Origin of the sequence: Bradyrhizobium sp. 62B (assembly GCF_030272265.2) — a bacterium.
Classification (GTDB): Bacteria; Pseudomonadota; Alphaproteobacteria; order Rhizobiales; family Xanthobacteraceae; genus Bradyrhizobium.
This window is the reverse complement of the sequence record NZ_CP092841.2, coordinates 5,614,811-5,629,971: the sequence shown is the minus strand read 5'-3', so window position 1 is coordinate 5,629,971 and position 15,161 is coordinate 5,614,811. Positions and strand designations below refer to the sequence as shown.

Here is a 15,161-nt window from a genome sequence, read left to right as displayed (position 1 = left end):
TGCGGCCGAACTTCTAGGAACGATTAGGATCGTTCAACGTGGCACGATCGCCCATTGATGGAGGTAACTTAGGAAGCCGCAGATTTGCTGCAGCGATCTTCTCACATGCCCACTCTGAGCTCCGCAGCGGGCATATCCGCGCCAAGCGGGCCTTCATGTTCATGCAAACGCCCGCATCTCCTAAACAGCCAAAGGCCTCGCGCAAAAAAGAAGCCCCCTAGTGTTCTGGCGGGCTTCAGTCTGATCGCAGCCGGTCCTTTCTTAGGCGACCTCGACGCTATTTCTTCGCCGCAGAGCCGTCCTTCAAAGAGGCGTCGTAGTCCGCCTGCGAGCTATTGATGTGTGATTGATTGCCAGACGCACTGCTACCTGTTGTCGTCCCGACTGTGTTGGTTGTCTCCCCCGGCGCATGAGAAGCCGCGCCGGGCCGGTCCTGGTTGCCGACATAGCCCGATTCGCCGGAATTACGGGTTTTGATACCCTTATCAGCTTCGGTCTGCACGTTTTGAGCTGCTCCGGATTGCAACGTCGGCCCTGTTTGCTGGGCTTTAGTAGCTATCGGCATGATTGGAAGTGCGAGAAGCAATGCCGCAGACAAGTATCGCATGGCTATTCTCCATCTAGGCCCCGCCGCTTCGTCAACGTGCGCATTCCAGAAGATTTCCGCCAAAATTGATCAAAACTTGCGACTGCATGGCTGACACTTTCCGTGCAGGATCTGGCAGGAAAGAAGCAATCTCCGTCCTTTGTCCACCGCTACAGCCAAGTCATGCTGCCAATCGCTTCGCGTCGCGCAGGAACGACCACGCGTCGGTTTCGTTGTGCTCGCTCCATGGACGAGAAGGGAAAGATCATGGACCGTGAACATGTGAAGGGCGCCGCTGACAAGGCGAAAGGCGCGATCAAGGAGGGGGCTGGCAAGCTCACAGGAGACAAGGACCTGCAAGCCGAAGGCAAGATGGATAAGGCCAAAGGAGCCGCCCACAACGCTGCGGGAGACGTCAAGGACGCCGCAAGAGACGCAGCTGACGCACTCAAGAAATAGACACAAGAAGCAAGATCTGAAACTAGCCGCCGCAGCGCGGCTCTTTACTTTCTCACTTTTTGCGGGACTGCAGGTTGGAGGCAGCGCCGCCCGCAATGCCAAAACTCCATCTTGTCGTGGCAGACACTTTGCCAGTGATGGCGGGGCGGTGGAACTCGCAGGCTCGGCGGCCGTTGCCTGCCGCGACAGCAGTAGCGAGTAGGAGAGCCCGTGAACCGACGCCAGCTTGTTCGAGGGTCGGCGTTGCTGCCGGCGGTGCTGCTCGCTGCGCGGAGCGGCTTCGCCGCAGCTGGACCGCCGGAGGGCGCGTTCAGCCCTTCCTCTGTGAGAGACCTCGCCCGTGCGTTGGCGAGCAAGCCGTACGAAGCGCCCGACGAAAAGCTGCCGGGCGGCTTGAAGGACCTAGACTACGATCAGTACCGTTCAATCCGCTTCCTGCCCGATCGCGCGCTCTGGCGCGGCAAGAATCTTCCTTTCCAAGCGCACTTCTTCCATCGCGGCTTCTTCTACAAGAACCGCGTGAACATCTTCGAAGTCGCGGACGGAAAGGCCAGCGAGATCAAATACCGCAAGGAAGACTTTTCCTTCGGCGAGAAGGTGCCGGCGTTTGAGGAGACAGATCTCGGCTTCGCCGGCTTCCGCATCCACGCGCCGATGAACCGCCCTGACTACTACGACGAGGTCTGCGTCTTCCTGGGCGCGAGCTACTTCCGCGCCGTCGCCAAAGGGCAGACTTACGGGCTTTCCGCCCGCGGCCTTTCGATCGATACCGGCGAAGCCAAGGGCGAGGAATTTCCGCTCTTCAAGACGTTCTGGCTGGAGCGGCCGGCGCCGGGCGCGACCTCGTTGGTGATCCATGCCCTGCTCGACAGCAAAAGCTGCGCCGCGAGCTATCGATTTACCGTGCGTCCGGGGGACACGACGGTCTTCGACGTCGAAATGTCGGTCTACCCGCGCGTCGAGATGCCGCGCGCCGGGCTCGCGCCCATGACCAGCATGTTTTTCTACGGTCCGAACGACCGCAACGACATCGATGATTTCCGTCCCTCCGTTCACGATTCCGACGGGCTCGCGATCTTCAACGGCAAGGGCGAAAGCCTGTGGCGGCCGCTCAGCAATCCCCGTGACCTCCAGATCAGCACCTTTCAGGATCTCAATCCGCGCGGCTTCGGCCTGATGCAGCGGGAGAGGAACTTCTTCGCCTACCAGGACATCGAGTCCAGCTTCGAAAAGCGCCCCAGTCTCTGGATGGAGCCGATCGGGGATTGGGGCGAGGGCGGCGTCACGCTGTTCGAGATCCCGACCAAAGAGGAGGTCCACGACAACATCGCTGCGTTCTGGCGGCCGAAGAACCCGCTGCAGGCCAAGGGCGAACACAACTACACCTATCGGCTGCATTGGGGGCCGGATAGTCCGAAGCCGCATTCGCTGGCCCGCTTTACGCGAAGCGGGATAGGGGCGCGGGGCGAGAACGCACGCCTGTTCGTGCTCGATCTGCTCGGCGATAACCTCAAGGGCATCGATCCGGCGGGTGTCAAAGGCGTGGTCACGGCGGAGAAGTCCGAGGTGAAGAACATCGTCACGCAGCCCAATCCCTACACCGGCGGCTGGCGGCTGAGCTTCCAGTGCCAGGTGAAGGGAGAGCCGATCGAGCTGCGGGCGTTTCTGACCGAGGGCGACAAGCCCTTGTCGGAAGTCTGGGTCTACCGATGGGCACCCTGAACACGGCGCCCCGCCCGGTCGCCGGCGACATCACGACGCAGCGGCTGTTGCCTGGCGAGTCCCCGCTTTCGATGGCTCCTGGCGACCTCGGGAAAGGCCGGGTCCTCGACCGCGTTCCTGCGGCGGTAGGCCCCGCGATGGCCTGGCGACGCGGCGTCATTCTGCTCGCGACAGCGGCGCTCACGGGGGCGGGCGGTTATGAGATGTATCGCGTGCTGGAGGTCGGCGGCGTCACCGTCCTCGAAGCCATGGTGCTGGCGCTCTTTCTGATCCTGCTCGCCTGGGTCGCCTTTTCATTCGCCTCCGCGCTGGCGGGCTTCTTCCTGTTGCTCGCCCATCGCCCGGGCGCCTTCCCGCCGGACGCGGAACTGCCTGCGATCGCAAGCCGCACCGCCATGCTGCTTCCCACTTACAACGAAGACCCGCACCGACTGACGGCACGACTTCGTGCGATCATCGAATCCTTGGAGGCGACCTCGCACGGGGAGTTGTTCGACTGGTACGTCCTGAGCGACAGCACCGATCCGGACATCTGGGTCGCCGAGGAAAAGGCGCTTCTCGCGCTGCGACAGGCTGTCGGCGTGCCACGCCTGTACTATCGTCATCGGGCCGAGAACACGGCCCGGAAAGCCGGCAACATCTCCGAATGGATCACGCGATTCGGCGCCGTGTACGACTTCATGATCGTGCTCGACGCCGACAGTCTCATGAGCGGGCAGACCATCGTCCAATTAGTCCATTCCATCGAAACCAATCCAACCGCCGGGCTCGTCCAAACGCTCCCAATGGTCGTCAATGCGCGAAGTCTGTTCAGCCGCGTCCAGCAATTCGCGGGCCGCCTGTACGGACCGATGATCGCGGCCGGCGCCGCCTGGTGGCACGGCTCGGAAGGCAACTACTGGGGCCACAACGCGATCATCCGCGTGAAGGCGTTCGCGGAAGCTGCGGCGCTGCCGCAGCTTCGGGGGCCCAAGCCGTTCGGCGGGCACATCCTCAGCCACGACTTCGTCGAGGCCGCGCTGATGCGGCGGGCCGGGTGGGGCATCTACATGCTGCCGATGCTCGGGGGAAGCTACGAAGAGGTGCCGCCTTCACTGCTCGATTTCGCGGCGCGCGATCGGCGGTGGTGCCAGGGCAACCTTCAGCATCTCGCAGTGGTGCCCGCTCGCGGTCTCCACTGGGTATCGCGCCTGCATTTCATGGTGGGGATCGGAGCCTATCTGACGGCGCCCCTTTGGCTGCTGTTCCTCTTGCTGGGGATGCTAATCTCACTGCAGGCTCGCTTTGTGCGTCCGGAGTATTTTCCGAAGGGCTTCTCGCTGTTTCCGACCTGGCCGGCCCAGGATCCCGTGCTGGCCATCTGGGTGTTCGTCGCCACGATGGGACTGCTGCTGCTGCCGAAGCTGCTCAGCCTTGTCCTTGTCTGGCTACGGCGCGCGGAGCGACGCCAATTCGGCGGGGCTTTGCGGACCTTGGCCGGAGTTTTGGCGGAGATAGTGGTCTCCGCGTTGATGGCGCCTGTGATGATGATCTTTCAGTCTATCGCGGTCATCGAGATTCTGGCTGGCCGCGATGCCGGCTGGCAGACGCAAAGGCGCGACGACGGTACGGTGGAGCGCCGGGAGCTGTATCGGAAATACGGCGTCCCGACCCTGTGCGGCGTTGCGATGGCGGCGAGCGCTTACGCCGTTTCGCTGCCGCTTCTGCTCTGGATGTCGCCGGTGATCGTCGGGCTGCTGTTCGCCGTGCCCATCGGTGCGCTGACGGCCAATCCCGCTTCCGGCGAACTGTTTGCCACCCCTGAAGACCGGGAGCCGCCGTCGGTCTTGCGCCGGGCCAACGAATTGAGCGCGGCGGCGGATGTCAGCATTAAACCCGCTCTTGTGGCGCTGCGCGAAGACTCCGAGTTGCTGGCCTTTCACGTCGCTCAGCTGGCGCCTCCTCGCGCCGTCCGGCCTGACACGGTCGACGCGAACCTGGTGGTCGGGCGCGCCAAGGTCGATGCCAGCGATACTTTTCAGGAGGCCGCCGCGCATCTGTCCTCGCGAGAGATTTTCTCGATCTTGAACGACGGCACGGCGCTCTCCACCATTTTGCAGAAGCAATGACGGCGAGCGTCTGCGCGCCGGCTGGTATGGCAAAGCGCTGCGTCGAAGGCTTCGGTCATCGCCTGACCTGATGCTCTTCACGCCTGAAGGACCGACGGCGATCCCAAGGTTCTCGGGTTACAGGATGTAGAAAAGGCAGTCCAATGCAGCCCCGAAGGGACAAGTCCAGCAGCAGCCTTCGCTGAGGTCGGCAGGACCTTTGACCGGGGCGCAAGACGGCCTGGCAGCCCTTTCTGACGCCGGAAGCACGATGCGGTCGTCTCCGTGCGGGATTACGACCACACCATCGAGCAAGCCATGCCCATGATGCACATGAACATAGCCGCGGTCGCGACCCAGCCCAGCCAATAGACTGGTCCCGAAACCATGAGATCGCCCATCACTGATTTCCGCCGGACCAGCAGCATCATGACGGTCATGATCGGCGCAGCCAGTATGCCGTTAATGACGGCACTCCAATAGAGCGCCTTGATCGGGTCAAGCGCCGTGAAGTTGAGCCCGACGCCAAGCGCGACCGATAGTGCGAGTACACCATAGAACGCAACCGCCTCCTTCGGCTTTCGCGACAGGCCGACCGGCCACTTGCGACCTTCTCCGATAGCGTATGCTGTCGAGCCGGCGAGCACCGGAATCGCAAGCAGGCCCGTTCCGATGATGCCGAGCGCAAAGATCAACTCGGCCATTGCCCCCGCGACGGGCCTCAGGGCTTCTGCCGCTTGGGCCGACGATTCGATGTCGGTCTTTCCGGACGCGTGCAACGTTGCCGCCGTCGTCATGATGATCGCGATCGCAATGACGTTCGACACTGCCATGCCGACGAGCGTATCGATCCGAATTCTTTTGACCTCCTCGTCCTCCTTCTCGGGCTCGCGCTTGAGCGGCTTCTTGTCGGGATCGATCCGCTGCTCCTCGGCTTCCTGGGAGGACTGCCAGATGAACAGATAGGGCGAAATCGTCGTGCCGAGGATCGCGACTAAAGTCGTCAGAAAGGGCCCATTAAATTCGATTTTCGGAATTAGGAGTCCTTTCAGCGCCTCGCCCCAAGGCACCTTTGCGAGGAATAGGGCGATGACATAAGCGAGCAAAACGAGCGTCAGCCATTTCAGGATCGCCACATAACGCTCATACTTGAAGAAAATCTGCGCTATGACGGACACCGCGCCGAAGACTACGACGTAAAGGGTGCCAGGTCCGCCGATCAGAAGCTTGAGCGCATCGCCCATCGCCCCAAGGTCGGCGGCGACGTTGATCGTGTTGGCGACGAAGAGCAGCACGATCATGGACCAGATAACGGGCGCGGGGAAATTTCGGCAGACATTTCCGGCGATGCCGTGCCCGGTGACGCGTCCGATACGACCCGAGATCTCCTGGATCGCGGCCATCAGCGGATAGGTGATCAGCATGGTCCAGCCAATGCCGAATCCTAGCTGAGCGCCAGCCTGGCTGTAGGTGCCGATACCGGATGGATCGTCGTCGGAAGCGCCCGTGATGAGGCCGGGCCCCAGGCGCTGCAAGAAGCTGTCCTGATCTTTATTCTCGACCGGCTTCTTGCGCGTTTTCCTCCTCGCCACTTAGTCGCTCCTCGCTGCATTGGATCCGATTCCGGAACTCATAACGTCCGTGCAGGCCTATTGGTTCGGCGTGTGCATTTTTGACCACCAGACCAAGTCGGCATGGACTGCAAAGTTGTAACCACGTCCAAAACCTGCATCATGCTGTCATGGTTGGATGGGTCACATGCGTCGTCTGTTGATTTTGCTTGGGGCATCACTGCTTTGTGGCGTCGCACTCGCTCAAGAGGACAAGAAGACCGACGACCTCAAGCCCGCCGATCCTGATACCGGCGAAAGTACCGTGCAGGAGACGACGCTGGGATTGCTGCCCAATCCCTTCGAGAGACAGGGCGTCAAGTTTGCGGTCACTTACATCGGCGAAGTTCTGGGCAACCCGTCCGGAGGCGCAAAACAGAGTGCCGTGTACGAGGATCGCATTAACTTCGCTTTTGATGCCGACCTCGAGAAGCTGGTCGGGCTTAAGCAGGTCACCTTCCACGCGAACGTCTTTCAGATCGACGGCGGCGGACTGTCCCGAGGTTCGTTGTTCAATTTCATGGATGTCAGCGGAATCGAAGCGCTGCCGACGACCCGTCTCTATGAGGCCTGGTTCGAAAAGAAATGGGGCGAGAAGATCGCGCTCAGGGCGGGACAGCTTGCCGCCGATACGGAATTCATGACGTCGAAGTACACCGACGTCTTCACGAACGCCTCTCTCGGTTGGCCGGCCGGTCTGTCGCTCAATCTCCCGAGCGGCGGTCCTTCGCCGCCGCTTGCCGCCATGGGAGCACGCCTGCGTGCCGACTTGAGCGACAATCTCTCGGTGCTGGGCGCCGTATTCGACGGCAATGCGGCTGGCCCGGGCTTCAACGACCCGCAGCTACGCAATCGCTACGGCGTCAATTTCCGCGTGAATGATCCGCCTCTCGTTCTCTACGAAGCGCAATTGCAATGGAACGCGAAGAAGGGTGATCCCGGCCTCGACGGCAAGCTCAAGCTTGGCGGCTGGCGCCATTTCGGCAGCTTCACGGATCTGCGCTTCGATACGACAGGCCTTTCGCTGGCGGATCCAGCGAGTTCGGGAACGCCTGCCGGCATCGCAGGCGACTACGGCCTCTACGCCGTGTTCGAACAGAAGCTCTTTCGCGTCGGCCGCGACGACGATCGCGGCATCGGCGTATTCGCTCGCGGGTCCTATGGACCGTCCGATCGCAATCTGATCGATATCTACGCCGACGGTGGCCTCGAGTTCATCGGGCTGTCCGACGCGCGTCCCCACGACAAGTTCGGCATCGCGGCTGCTTACGCCCATGTGTCGCGTCGCGCGCAGGCACTTGATCGGGACTTCCAGTCGACCTCCGGGCTGCGATGGCCGCTGCGGACTTCAGAAGAGCTCCTGACGGCCGTCTACCAGTACGAAGTTCAAGCCGGTCTGACGATTCAGCCGAATGTCCAGTTCATCCGCCGTCCCGGTGGAGGCGCCACGGATCCCCTCGGGACATCGGCCGGGAGGCATCTCAAGAATGCGACCGTTGTCGGATTGCGGTCGGTCATCAAGTTCTGATTTCACCATGGCTCTATCCGCACGGCTCGCGCCATCATTTCGGGAAAAATAAGCAATCATCCTGCCGTTTTCCCGGAACCTTGCCATCATTCCCGGGTTCTCGGATGCCGCATATGGCGGCGAGGAGAACAACATGAACAAGCTTCTATTGACGACCGCGCTGGCGGCGCTGATCTCGACGAGCGCGATGGCGCAGTCGACCGTCGTCACCACCACCGGCACTGGTCATGCGGCCGCCGTGCAGATCGAGCCGGAATACCGCACCAAGATCCGCACCTACGTTACCGAGCATAAGGTTCGTCCGGTGCAGCAGAAGATCGTGGTCGGCCAGCCTGTGCCGCGTGAAGTCGAACTCGAGGCGGTGCCTGCCGACTGGGGTCCTTCGCTTACCAAGTACCGCTATGTCTACTCGGGCGAGCGCGTCATGCTGGTCGATCCGTCGACCCGCACGGTCGTCCAGGAGATCGACTGAGTTTCCCGGCGGGTCGCTGATCGCAGCGGCCCGCCACCCATCCGGCCCGGCCGATCCCCTGATTTCATTTGCGAGCGGCCGTACATGCCGATTCTGCGCTATTTCGTCTTCGTCGGCGGGTTCTTGCTGGCGCTGCTTTTCGCTGCGGATCGGTACCTGCCCGCATCGGTCGAAGCCGCCGCCCTGGCCGACCCCGACAGGACTATCATCCGCATAAAATCGGCGAGGAGCATCCCGGAGAAGATTGTCTTCGACACCAGCCAGCGGGCCGAAGCGCCGATTCTCGCGCAGGCCGACCCGGTCCCGGAAGAGCCGCTGCGAGAAGCCATGGCCGCCGTGCCCGCAGCACCCTCCGGCGAGACCCGAAAGGAAGCGCCGGCCCGCGCTGCGGCGGTCCTCACACATCCGAAGCGATCGGCAAAGCTGCAGAAGCGAACATCAGACAAGCGTCTCGCCTTCGAGCGGACCGATCCGTTTGCCGGCAGATGGTGGTGAGCGGAAGCGTGACTGGGGTTAAGGAAAAAGGCCGCTCCCTCGGGGTGCGGCCTTCGTCGCTTTCACGTGCGCCCGCACTCACCAGTGGCGGTGGTGCCGATGCCAGTGATGACGAACGACCGGATAGGACCCACGATAGTAGGCGTAGGCAGGGCGAACGACGCGGCGATAGCGATGACCGTAGGACACCGGCGCAGTGTAGTAGGTCGTGGTGTAGCCGCCGCCCCAGCGATAGGGCTCGTCGTATCCGTAGTCGTAGGCGTAGGGACCGCCATAGTAGCCGGCCCCATAGTAGCCAGGGCTCCCGTAGTAGCCATAACCAGGTCCCCACCCATATGCCGAAGAGGCGAGGCCGCCGATCACGGCACCCGCGACGAGGCCGCCAGCGATGCCCGGGCCCCAGCCGCCTCGCCAGTGAGCTTCGGCAGGGGCCGTGGTGGCTACCGAGGCGAGACCAAGGGCGCCGACCATCAGCGCCGACATTGCAATCTTCTTCATTGAGCATCCTTTCAAGTTGTTCGTCCGCCCCACCGACAACGGGAAAAATTGGCAATGGTTTCGCTCGCCCGGCGGCGAGCCGACATCGGCGCCTGGGCAGCTTCGCTCGAGAGGATCGAGCTTGGACCACAACAGCAAGTCCCGGTTGGGTTCTCTTCATGTTGCGTCGCGGAAGCTCTCGACGGCCTTTCGCTTGATGTGACCGCGTTAACTTTGTTGAGTTCACCGTACAGCGTTTCCGAGTAGACTAACTCTTCTCGCGTTGGGGGTTCCCATGTTCGATCCGGCCACGACCGCGCTCTTGCGCGCCGTCTTCGACGAGGTCTGCGAGGACGTCTCGCGCCACGAAACCGCGGCACGCACCCATGTTGCCTCGAGAATGCTGGAAGCGGCCACCGACGGCGACACCTCGCCCGAGAGGCTGAAGCAGGTCGGACGCGAGGCACTCCACGACGCGCCGACGACGGGACGATAGGAGAAGGCGGGGTGAACTTCCAGGTCACCGTGCTCAAGATCCTGGTGAGCTATCCCGATGGATTCGCCGTCATGGCGGACCTCAAACGCGACATGGCGATCCTGGCGACGAGCGGGCGTGACTGGGCGGACCGCACCAAGCGCTTGGCCGCTCGCGTGCCGGAGCTCGACATCTTCTCGCAAGGACTGGTCGAGCGTCTGAATGGCGGATGGCGAATAACGGAGAAGGGCCGATCCGTGCTCGAGCTCATGGAAGCCAAGCCTGCCGAGCCGAGGACAGAGAGCCCGGCGCCCGCCGTTGATCCGCCGGCTTCAAGTCCAGCGGCGTCCCCACCTCTCGCCGCCAGGCGCTCTGGCCGAAGCCAGCGGCTGCAGCGCCGTCGTGCGGCACGTGAGCGGGCCCGCGCAAAAGCTTGCTGAATGCGCGCTTGTCCGGTTCGCGAGGGTAACCGGGAAAAACTAGAAACTTTTGCTGACCCTGACGAGTTGCCAGCGATCGGATCGGTCGCCGGGAGCATGCAGATGGTCGACGAAGTCGTCTTGAAAAATGCCACGGAGACCGCCTGGACGGCGTATCGGGCACGGCACCCCGACGTCGACGCTCATGATGGCCGACGCTGCCTTATGGAGCGCTACCTGCATCGGAGATGGGAAGAGCGACAGAGCGACACCGAAGACCTCGCGACCTTCGGAATAGCCTACCTACACCGGCTCCCCAAAGACGAATGTTGACGTGCATGAAAATACTTGTCGCGCGCGTTGCCAACGGAAGCACACGGCCCAGTTGGACGCTGCTCGCGATTTCCTTTCTCATTTCCGCAGTCCTTGTGGTTGGCTTGCGCAGCGCATTCGGGGCCTAGCTCGATGCGGATCGCCCAGCTTGCCCCTTTGGCCGAGAGCGTTCCTCCGAAGCTGCACGGCGGCACCGAACGGGTGATCGCCTGGCTGGTGGACGAACTGATCGATCTCGGTCACGACGTCACCCTGTTCGCGAGCGGAGATTCCAGCACAAAAGCCAAGCTCCACCCCGTATGGCCGCGCGCGCTGCGCCTGGGGCGGAAAGGCGTCGATCCGAACGCCGCCTGCGCGCTCTTGATCGAGGGCATCGGCGAGAGCGCGCGCGACTTCGACGTCATTCATTCTCATGTGGATTGGTTGCCTCTGCCGGTCCTAAGCCGCACGGGAGTGCCATTTCTGACGACCATGCACGGTCGGCTCGACCTTCCCGGCTTGCCCGACGTGATCGGGACTTTCCCAAAGGCTCCCTTCGTCTCGATCTCGGACAACCAGCGGCGTCCCCTTCCCGACGCGAATTGGATCGCGACCATTCCGCACGGGTTGCCCAAGGACCTGTTTCGTCCCTCCTACGAAGGCGGTGCGTACCTGGCTTTCCTCGGGCGGCTGACGGCGGAGAAGGGGCCGGAAGCTGCGATACGCATCGCTCGCGCCGTCCGGATGCCGCTCCGGATCGCAGCCAAGATACCTCGAGCGGAGACGGCCTACTTCAAGAAGAAGCTGGAGCCGGAGATCGACGGCCAGGCGATCAAACTCGTCGGCGAAGTGGACGACGTCCGCAAGCAGCCGTTCCTCGCCGGCGCCGCAGCTCTCCTGTTTCCTATCGATTGGCCTGAGCCGTTCGGTCTCGTCATGATCGAGGCGATGGCATGCGGCACGCCCGTGATCGCCTACCGTTCAGGATCCGTGCCGGAAGTCATCGAAGACGGCGTCACCGGCTTCATCGGGAGCAGGCGATCACAGCGGTCAAGGAAGCGGGCCGGCTGGACCGCAGCAGGATCCGCGCCCGCTTCGAGGAGCGTTTCGTCGCCAGTCGTATGGCCAGGCAGTACGAAGAGAGCTATCAGGGACTGGTCGCTCGGGGAGCGCGCCACGCCTGAGAAGCGTCTCATCGCGCGAAGGGTCGAAAGCGCGGGGGCGTGACCTCCGTTCCGATCCGGGAACAACCGGCAGTGATGGGCGTTGGGGCGGGCATCCGAACGGGTGCTGCACTCACGCTGGAGGAGAAATTCCATGAAAAGCTTTCTTGCTGTCGCTTTGCTGAGCACCGCCGTGGTTGGGGGCGCCGCGTTCGCGCAATCCGCTCAGCCGGCCGACCGCGCCGCGCCGGCGGCTACCGCACACCCCGCCGACAAGATGATGGTGAAGGACAATTGGCGCGCTTCGAAGCTCATGGGCCTGAACGTCTACAACGAGGCCAACGAAAAGCTCGGCGACATCAACGAACTGCTGGTCGACAAGAGCGGCAAGATCAATGCTGTGGTCATTGGTATCGGCGGCTTCCTCGGAATGGGCGAGCATGACATCGCGGTCTCGATGGACAAGCTCAAGTTCGTCGAAGAGCCGGTCCGGACGAGCTCGACGAGCAACACGACCACTACGCGCGAGACTACCACCGGCGCTGCTTCGACGACCACGACGAACCGCAGCACGAACGATTGGGTGCCGGACCACGCCGTCATGAGCGGCAACAAGGAGCAGCTGAAAGCGCTCCCGCAGTTCAAGTATTCAGACTACAACTGACGGGACCAAGCGTTCTCGGATTGAGGGGCCTCCATCGGAGGCCCCTTTTCTTTGCGCTTTAGATCACGCCGGCCAAACAGAAAACGGCCCGTCCGGGGAGCCGGACGGGCGCACGTCCACTTCCACGGCGCCGAGGCGCCCCTCGGGGAATGCGTACTTGAAGCAGTTCGTCACCAGTTCGTTCACGATCAGCCCGATCGGCGCTGCCTGCGAGCTCCGCACCTCGATATTCTCGCAGCGGACACTGATAGAGATCGTGCGGACGCCACGATGGAAGTCGGCCAGGCTCCCGCATAGAGATTGGATGTACGGCGCCAGTGCGATGAGGCTGCTGTCGGCCGTATCGCGCAAGCGGTCGTGTACCTTCGCGACCACGTCGACCCGGCTCACCGCGGAGGCGATGGCCATCTGCACGGCGGGATCGCTTTCGGAACGGGCCTGCAGCCTGAGGATCGAGATGATGGTCGCGAGGTCGTTCCGCGTTCTGTGCGCGAGTTCCTGCAGCAAAACTTCCGCGTATCCTTCGCTTCGGAGAGCTTCTGCAGGGTGTGTCGGAGGATTTCGGTGACGGCGGCGATGCAGATGCCCGTCAGGACCAGAAGGACGAGCGGGATCGCCGCGGACGATGGCGGCCCCGGGATGAGGTAGATAGCGGCGAGAATGGCTCCGGCCGCAGTCGCCAGGATACCCGATCCCCGGTCGAACAGGACGGATGACAGGAAGATGGCCGGAATGAACAGCAGAACGGGATAGGAGCGAAGGTGATCGTCCAGCATCACTCGGGCGAAGAAGGCGATGCCCACCAGACCGAGCGTCAAGGTGTAGCGTACCCAGATCGGAAAGTCGGACTTGGTCGTCAGGAGGCGGTCCAGAAAGGCTTCCATTCGACAGCAACGTGCCCTGATCGCTCGATGTTCCGGAACTCTCGCTTCGCTAGACCTCTTGCTCGGTCATCCTCCAGCGGCTCCCGCCGCTGGGCGCGCCTGCGCCGGCCGGTCGGGGAGAAGGCGGACCGGTTCAAACTCGGACTCGACTTCGTGGATGCCTTCGCAGTCCGGACACGCGAACCGGTGCACTATGATATCCACCGGATCCTGGCGCACCAGCTTGGACATGAACCATCTCATCGAAATACTGCAGCGCATGCAGGTCGGCGGCTCCAAATCAGCGAGCGAACCCTTCAGACGACCATGCGGCCAAGCCCCTGAGTTGGCACCTTAGCATGGCCATCCTGGGCGCACCGTCACCAGCCACCACCTGTCCCCCGGGCCTAATCAAGCCAAGCACCCCGATTTGAACGGAGGGCCTCTCGTTTCCGCCGACGAGAGCACGTGCCGTTTAAGGCCAGCTCAGCACCATCGCTGAGGGGCGCAGGTCGTCCAAAAACTGATCGCGGGACTAGTCGGGGGCCTTCAAAGAATCGAGACGCTTGCGCAGAAACGCCAGAACCATGATCTCGTCCGGCGTGAGCTTGGTGTACTGTCGCTTGAACTTCTGCGCGATTTTGACTTCGATCATCTTGACGAGCTCACCCGACATGTAAGCGTTCAGGACTTCCGGGTGCACGTAGCACTTGCGGCAGATGGCGGGCGTGTTGCCGAGCTGCTTTGAGACGCTCTCGATCGCGGCGACGATGTTGCGCTTCGCCTCGGCGTGGCTGTCGTACTTCTTGAACTCGGTCAGCGCCAACGCCGCCAGAACCGTCCCCGCCCAGGTGCGGAAATCCTTTGCGCTGAAGTCCTCGCCTGTAATGTCTTTGATGTAGGCGTTGACGTCGCCGGAATCGACGGTGCGCGGCTGTCCGTCGTCGTCGAGGTACTTGAAGAGCTCATGTCCCGGGATCTCCGCGCAGCGCTTCACGATGGCGGTTATCCGTTTGTCCTCGACGCGAAGTTTCCACTGTTTGCCCGACTTGCCCGTGAAGTCGAATCGAAGGATGCCGCGGCCCACCGCAACGTGCTTTCGTCGCATCGTGGTGAGCCCGTAGGATTTGTTCTTCTCGGCATACTCGGCGTTGCCGACCCGGATCAAAGTCTTTTCCAGAAGGCTGACGATCGTTGCCAGAACCTTCTCGCGAGGTAGCCCTTCCAGCTTCATGTCGGCCGCGACACGATCCCGCAGCGCGGGCAGCGCGGCAGCGAACTGGACGATGTGTTCGTACTTGTTCTGGTCGCGCAGCTCGCGCCATTTCGCGTGGTAGCGGTACTGCTTTCGGCCTCGAGCATCGATCCCGGTCGCCTGAATGTGGCCGTTCGCCGAGGGACAGATCCACACGGATTCGTAGGCCGGCGGAATGCCGATCGACTTGATGCGCCGGATGACGGCGGCATCGGTGATGCGCTTTCCATCCTTATCGTAGTAGCTGAAGGTCGTACCGGTCCGCTTGCGCGTGTAGCCGGGCGCGGAATCACTGACGTACCGGAGCCCTTCTTCCGCGATGGTGGCCGCCACTTCGGCAGTGCGGTCCAGAACCTGATCTTCGTTGCCGGTCTCTCGGAGCATGGGCCTGTCCCTCGGAAGCACCCAGGAATCGAGGCTCCACCCCTCCTAAAGGGATGAAAACACCGGTTGGTTCCGTTCTGAGATCGTTGGATGCATCCATTTCAGGTGAAGGCCGGGCCGGTTCCTTTTGGACATGGCGCTGCGAGCCGTTCGGCGGCGTAGCTTGGCTTTCAGACAATCGCCACAAAGT

The 15,161-nt window shown here is 62.3% G+C and carries 15 protein-coding genes and 1 pseudogene; 11 read left to right on the top strand and 5 right to left on the bottom strand.

Annotated elements, in window-relative coordinates:
* Positions 1-277: 277 nt before the first annotated feature.
* The gene (locus ML401_RS27055) at positions 278-607 is read right to left on the bottom strand and encodes a hypothetical protein (RefSeq protein ID WP_285807547.1); all 330 of its coding nucleotides are present in this window, start codon (positions 605-607) and stop codon (positions 278-280) included.
* 102 nt (positions 608-709) lie between these two features.
* Here ML401_RS27055 and ML401_RS27050 point away from each other — a divergent pair, with 102 nt between their 5' ends.
* The 3 genes from ML401_RS27050 (at position 710) to mdoH (ending at position 4,875) form a co-directional block, all read left to right on the top strand.
* Entirely contained in the window at positions 710-1,045 is a 336-nt protein-coding gene (locus ML401_RS27050) for a CsbD family protein (protein WP_370155529.1), read from the top strand.
* A 210-nt stretch (positions 1,046-1,255) separates the two neighbouring features.
* A complete protein-coding gene (locus ML401_RS27045; protein WP_285807546.1) occupies positions 1,256-2,767 on the top strand; it encodes a glucan biosynthesis protein G in 1,512 nt (503 codons plus the stop codon).
* Complete coding sequence (gene mdoH / locus ML401_RS27040; RefSeq protein ID WP_285807545.1) at positions 2,755-4,875, top strand: glucans biosynthesis glucosyltransferase MdoH; 2,121 nt, start codon at positions 2,755-2,757, stop codon at positions 4,873-4,875. Before ML401_RS27045 ends, mdoH begins: the two co-directional genes overlap by 13 nt.
* Before the next feature lie 272 nt (positions 4,876-5,147).
* Here mdoH and ML401_RS27035 read toward each other — a convergent pair whose 3' ends face one another.
* Positions 5,148-6,446 carry an Nramp family divalent metal transporter gene (locus ML401_RS27035; RefSeq protein ID WP_038949333.1) on the bottom strand — a complete coding sequence of 433 codons (1,299 nt, stop codon included), beginning with the start codon at positions 6,444-6,446 and terminating at the stop codon, positions 5,148-5,150.
* Between the two features lie 166 nt (positions 6,447-6,612).
* Between ML401_RS27035 and ML401_RS27030 the strand changes: the two genes are divergently transcribed.
* The 3 genes from ML401_RS27030 to ML401_RS27020 all read left to right on the top strand — a co-directional run bounded on the left by ML401_RS27030 (position 6,613) and on the right by ML401_RS27020 (position 8,959).
* Positions 6,613-7,992 carry a carbohydrate porin gene (locus ML401_RS27030; protein ID WP_249131347.1) on the top strand — a complete coding sequence of 460 codons (1,380 nt, stop codon included), beginning with the start codon at positions 6,613-6,615 and terminating at the stop codon, positions 7,990-7,992.
* Between the two features lie 133 nt (positions 7,993-8,125).
* Positions 8,126-8,464, top strand: a complete 339-nt coding sequence (locus ML401_RS27025; protein ID WP_038949331.1) for a DUF1236 domain-containing protein — start codon at positions 8,126-8,128, stop codon at positions 8,462-8,464.
* An 84-nt stretch (positions 8,465-8,548) separates the two neighbouring features.
* Positions 8,549-8,959 carry a hypothetical protein gene (locus ML401_RS27020; RefSeq protein ID WP_285807544.1) on the top strand — a complete coding sequence of 137 codons (411 nt, stop codon included), beginning with the start codon at positions 8,549-8,551 and terminating at the stop codon, positions 8,957-8,959.
* Between the two features lie 78 nt (positions 8,960-9,037).
* On the opposite strand, the gene ML401_RS27015 is transcribed toward ML401_RS27020, so the two are convergent.
* A complete protein-coding gene (locus ML401_RS27015) occupies positions 9,038-9,457 on the bottom strand; it encodes a hypothetical protein (RefSeq protein WP_285807543.1) in 420 nt (139 codons plus the stop codon).
* Between the two features lie 274 nt (positions 9,458-9,731).
* Between ML401_RS27015 and ML401_RS27010 the strand changes: the two genes are divergently transcribed.
* The 5 genes and pseudogenes from ML401_RS27010 (at position 9,732) to ML401_RS26990 (ending at position 12,469) form a co-directional block, all read left to right on the top strand.
* Positions 9,732-9,932 (top strand): hypothetical protein, encoded by a 201-nt coding sequence (locus ML401_RS27010; RefSeq protein ID WP_038949328.1) that lies wholly within the window; start codon positions 9,732-9,734, stop codon positions 9,930-9,932.
* An 11-nt stretch (positions 9,933-9,943) separates the two neighbouring features.
* On the top strand, positions 9,944-10,351 hold the full coding sequence (locus ML401_RS27005; RefSeq protein WP_038949327.1) for a hypothetical protein: 408 nt from the start codon (positions 9,944-9,946) through the stop codon (positions 10,349-10,351).
* Between the two features lie 102 nt (positions 10,352-10,453).
* Complete coding sequence (locus ML401_RS27000) at positions 10,454-10,663, top strand: hypothetical protein (RefSeq protein WP_285807541.1); 210 nt, start codon at positions 10,454-10,456, stop codon at positions 10,661-10,663.
* A gap of 132 nt (positions 10,664-10,795) precedes the next feature.
* A pseudogene (locus ML401_RS26995) lies at positions 10,796-11,826 on the top strand (glycosyltransferase family 4 protein).
* A 133-nt stretch (positions 11,827-11,959) separates the two neighbouring features.
* Positions 11,960-12,469 carry a PRC-barrel domain-containing protein gene (locus ML401_RS26990; RefSeq protein ID WP_285807540.1) on the top strand — a complete coding sequence of 170 codons (510 nt, stop codon included), beginning with the start codon at positions 11,960-11,962 and terminating at the stop codon, positions 12,467-12,469.
* 63 nt (positions 12,470-12,532) lie between these two features.
* Here ML401_RS26990 and ML401_RS26985 read toward each other — a convergent pair whose 3' ends face one another.
* Positions 12,533-12,976: a sensor histidine kinase gene (locus ML401_RS26985; protein ID WP_259217156.1), complete on the bottom strand. Its 444-nt coding sequence runs from the start codon at positions 12,974-12,976 to the stop codon at positions 12,533-12,535.
* An 891-nt stretch (positions 12,977-13,867) separates the two neighbouring features.
* Positions 13,868-14,971 carry a DNA topoisomerase IB gene (locus tag ML401_RS26980; protein WP_285807539.1) on the bottom strand — a complete coding sequence of 368 codons (1,104 nt, stop codon included), beginning with the start codon at positions 14,969-14,971 and terminating at the stop codon, positions 13,868-13,870.
* Positions 14,972-15,161 lie beyond the last annotated feature (190 nt).

What these genes read in the sequence shown, in the direction of transcription:
- ML401_RS27055 (WP_285807547.1), bottom strand. Translation starts at nt 607, where the DNA reads ATGCGATACTTGTCTGCGGCATTGCTTCTCGCACTTCCAATCATGCCG.
- ML401_RS27015 (WP_285807543.1), bottom strand. Translation starts at nt 9,457, where the DNA reads ATGAAGAAGATTGCAATGTCGGCGCTGATGGTCGGCGCCCTTGGTCTC.
- ML401_RS27020 (WP_285807544.1), top strand. Translation starts at nt 8,549, where the DNA reads ATGCCGATTCTGCGCTATTTCGTCTTCGTCGGCGGGTTCTTGCTGGCG.
- ML401_RS26990 (WP_285807540.1), top strand. Translation starts at nt 11,960, where the DNA reads ATGAAAAGCTTTCTTGCTGTCGCTTTGCTGAGCACCGCCGTGGTTGGG.
- ML401_RS27025 (WP_038949331.1), top strand. Translation starts at nt 8,126, where the DNA reads ATGAACAAGCTTCTATTGACGACCGCGCTGGCGGCGCTGATCTCGACG.
- ML401_RS27030 (WP_249131347.1), top strand. Translation starts at nt 6,613, where the DNA reads ATGCGTCGTCTGTTGATTTTGCTTGGGGCATCACTGCTTTGTGGCGTC.
- ML401_RS27010 (WP_038949328.1), top strand. Translation starts at nt 9,732, where the DNA reads ATGTTCGATCCGGCCACGACCGCGCTCTTGCGCGCCGTCTTCGACGAG.
- ML401_RS26980 (WP_285807539.1), bottom strand. Translation starts at nt 14,971, where the DNA reads ATGCTCCGAGAGACCGGCAACGAAGATCAGGTTCTGGACCGCACTGCC.
- ML401_RS27000 (WP_285807541.1), top strand. Translation starts at nt 10,454, where the DNA reads ATGGTCGACGAAGTCGTCTTGAAAAATGCCACGGAGACCGCCTGGACG.
- mdoH (WP_285807545.1), top strand. Translation starts at nt 2,755, where the DNA reads ATGGGCACCCTGAACACGGCGCCCCGCCCGGTCGCCGGCGACATCACG.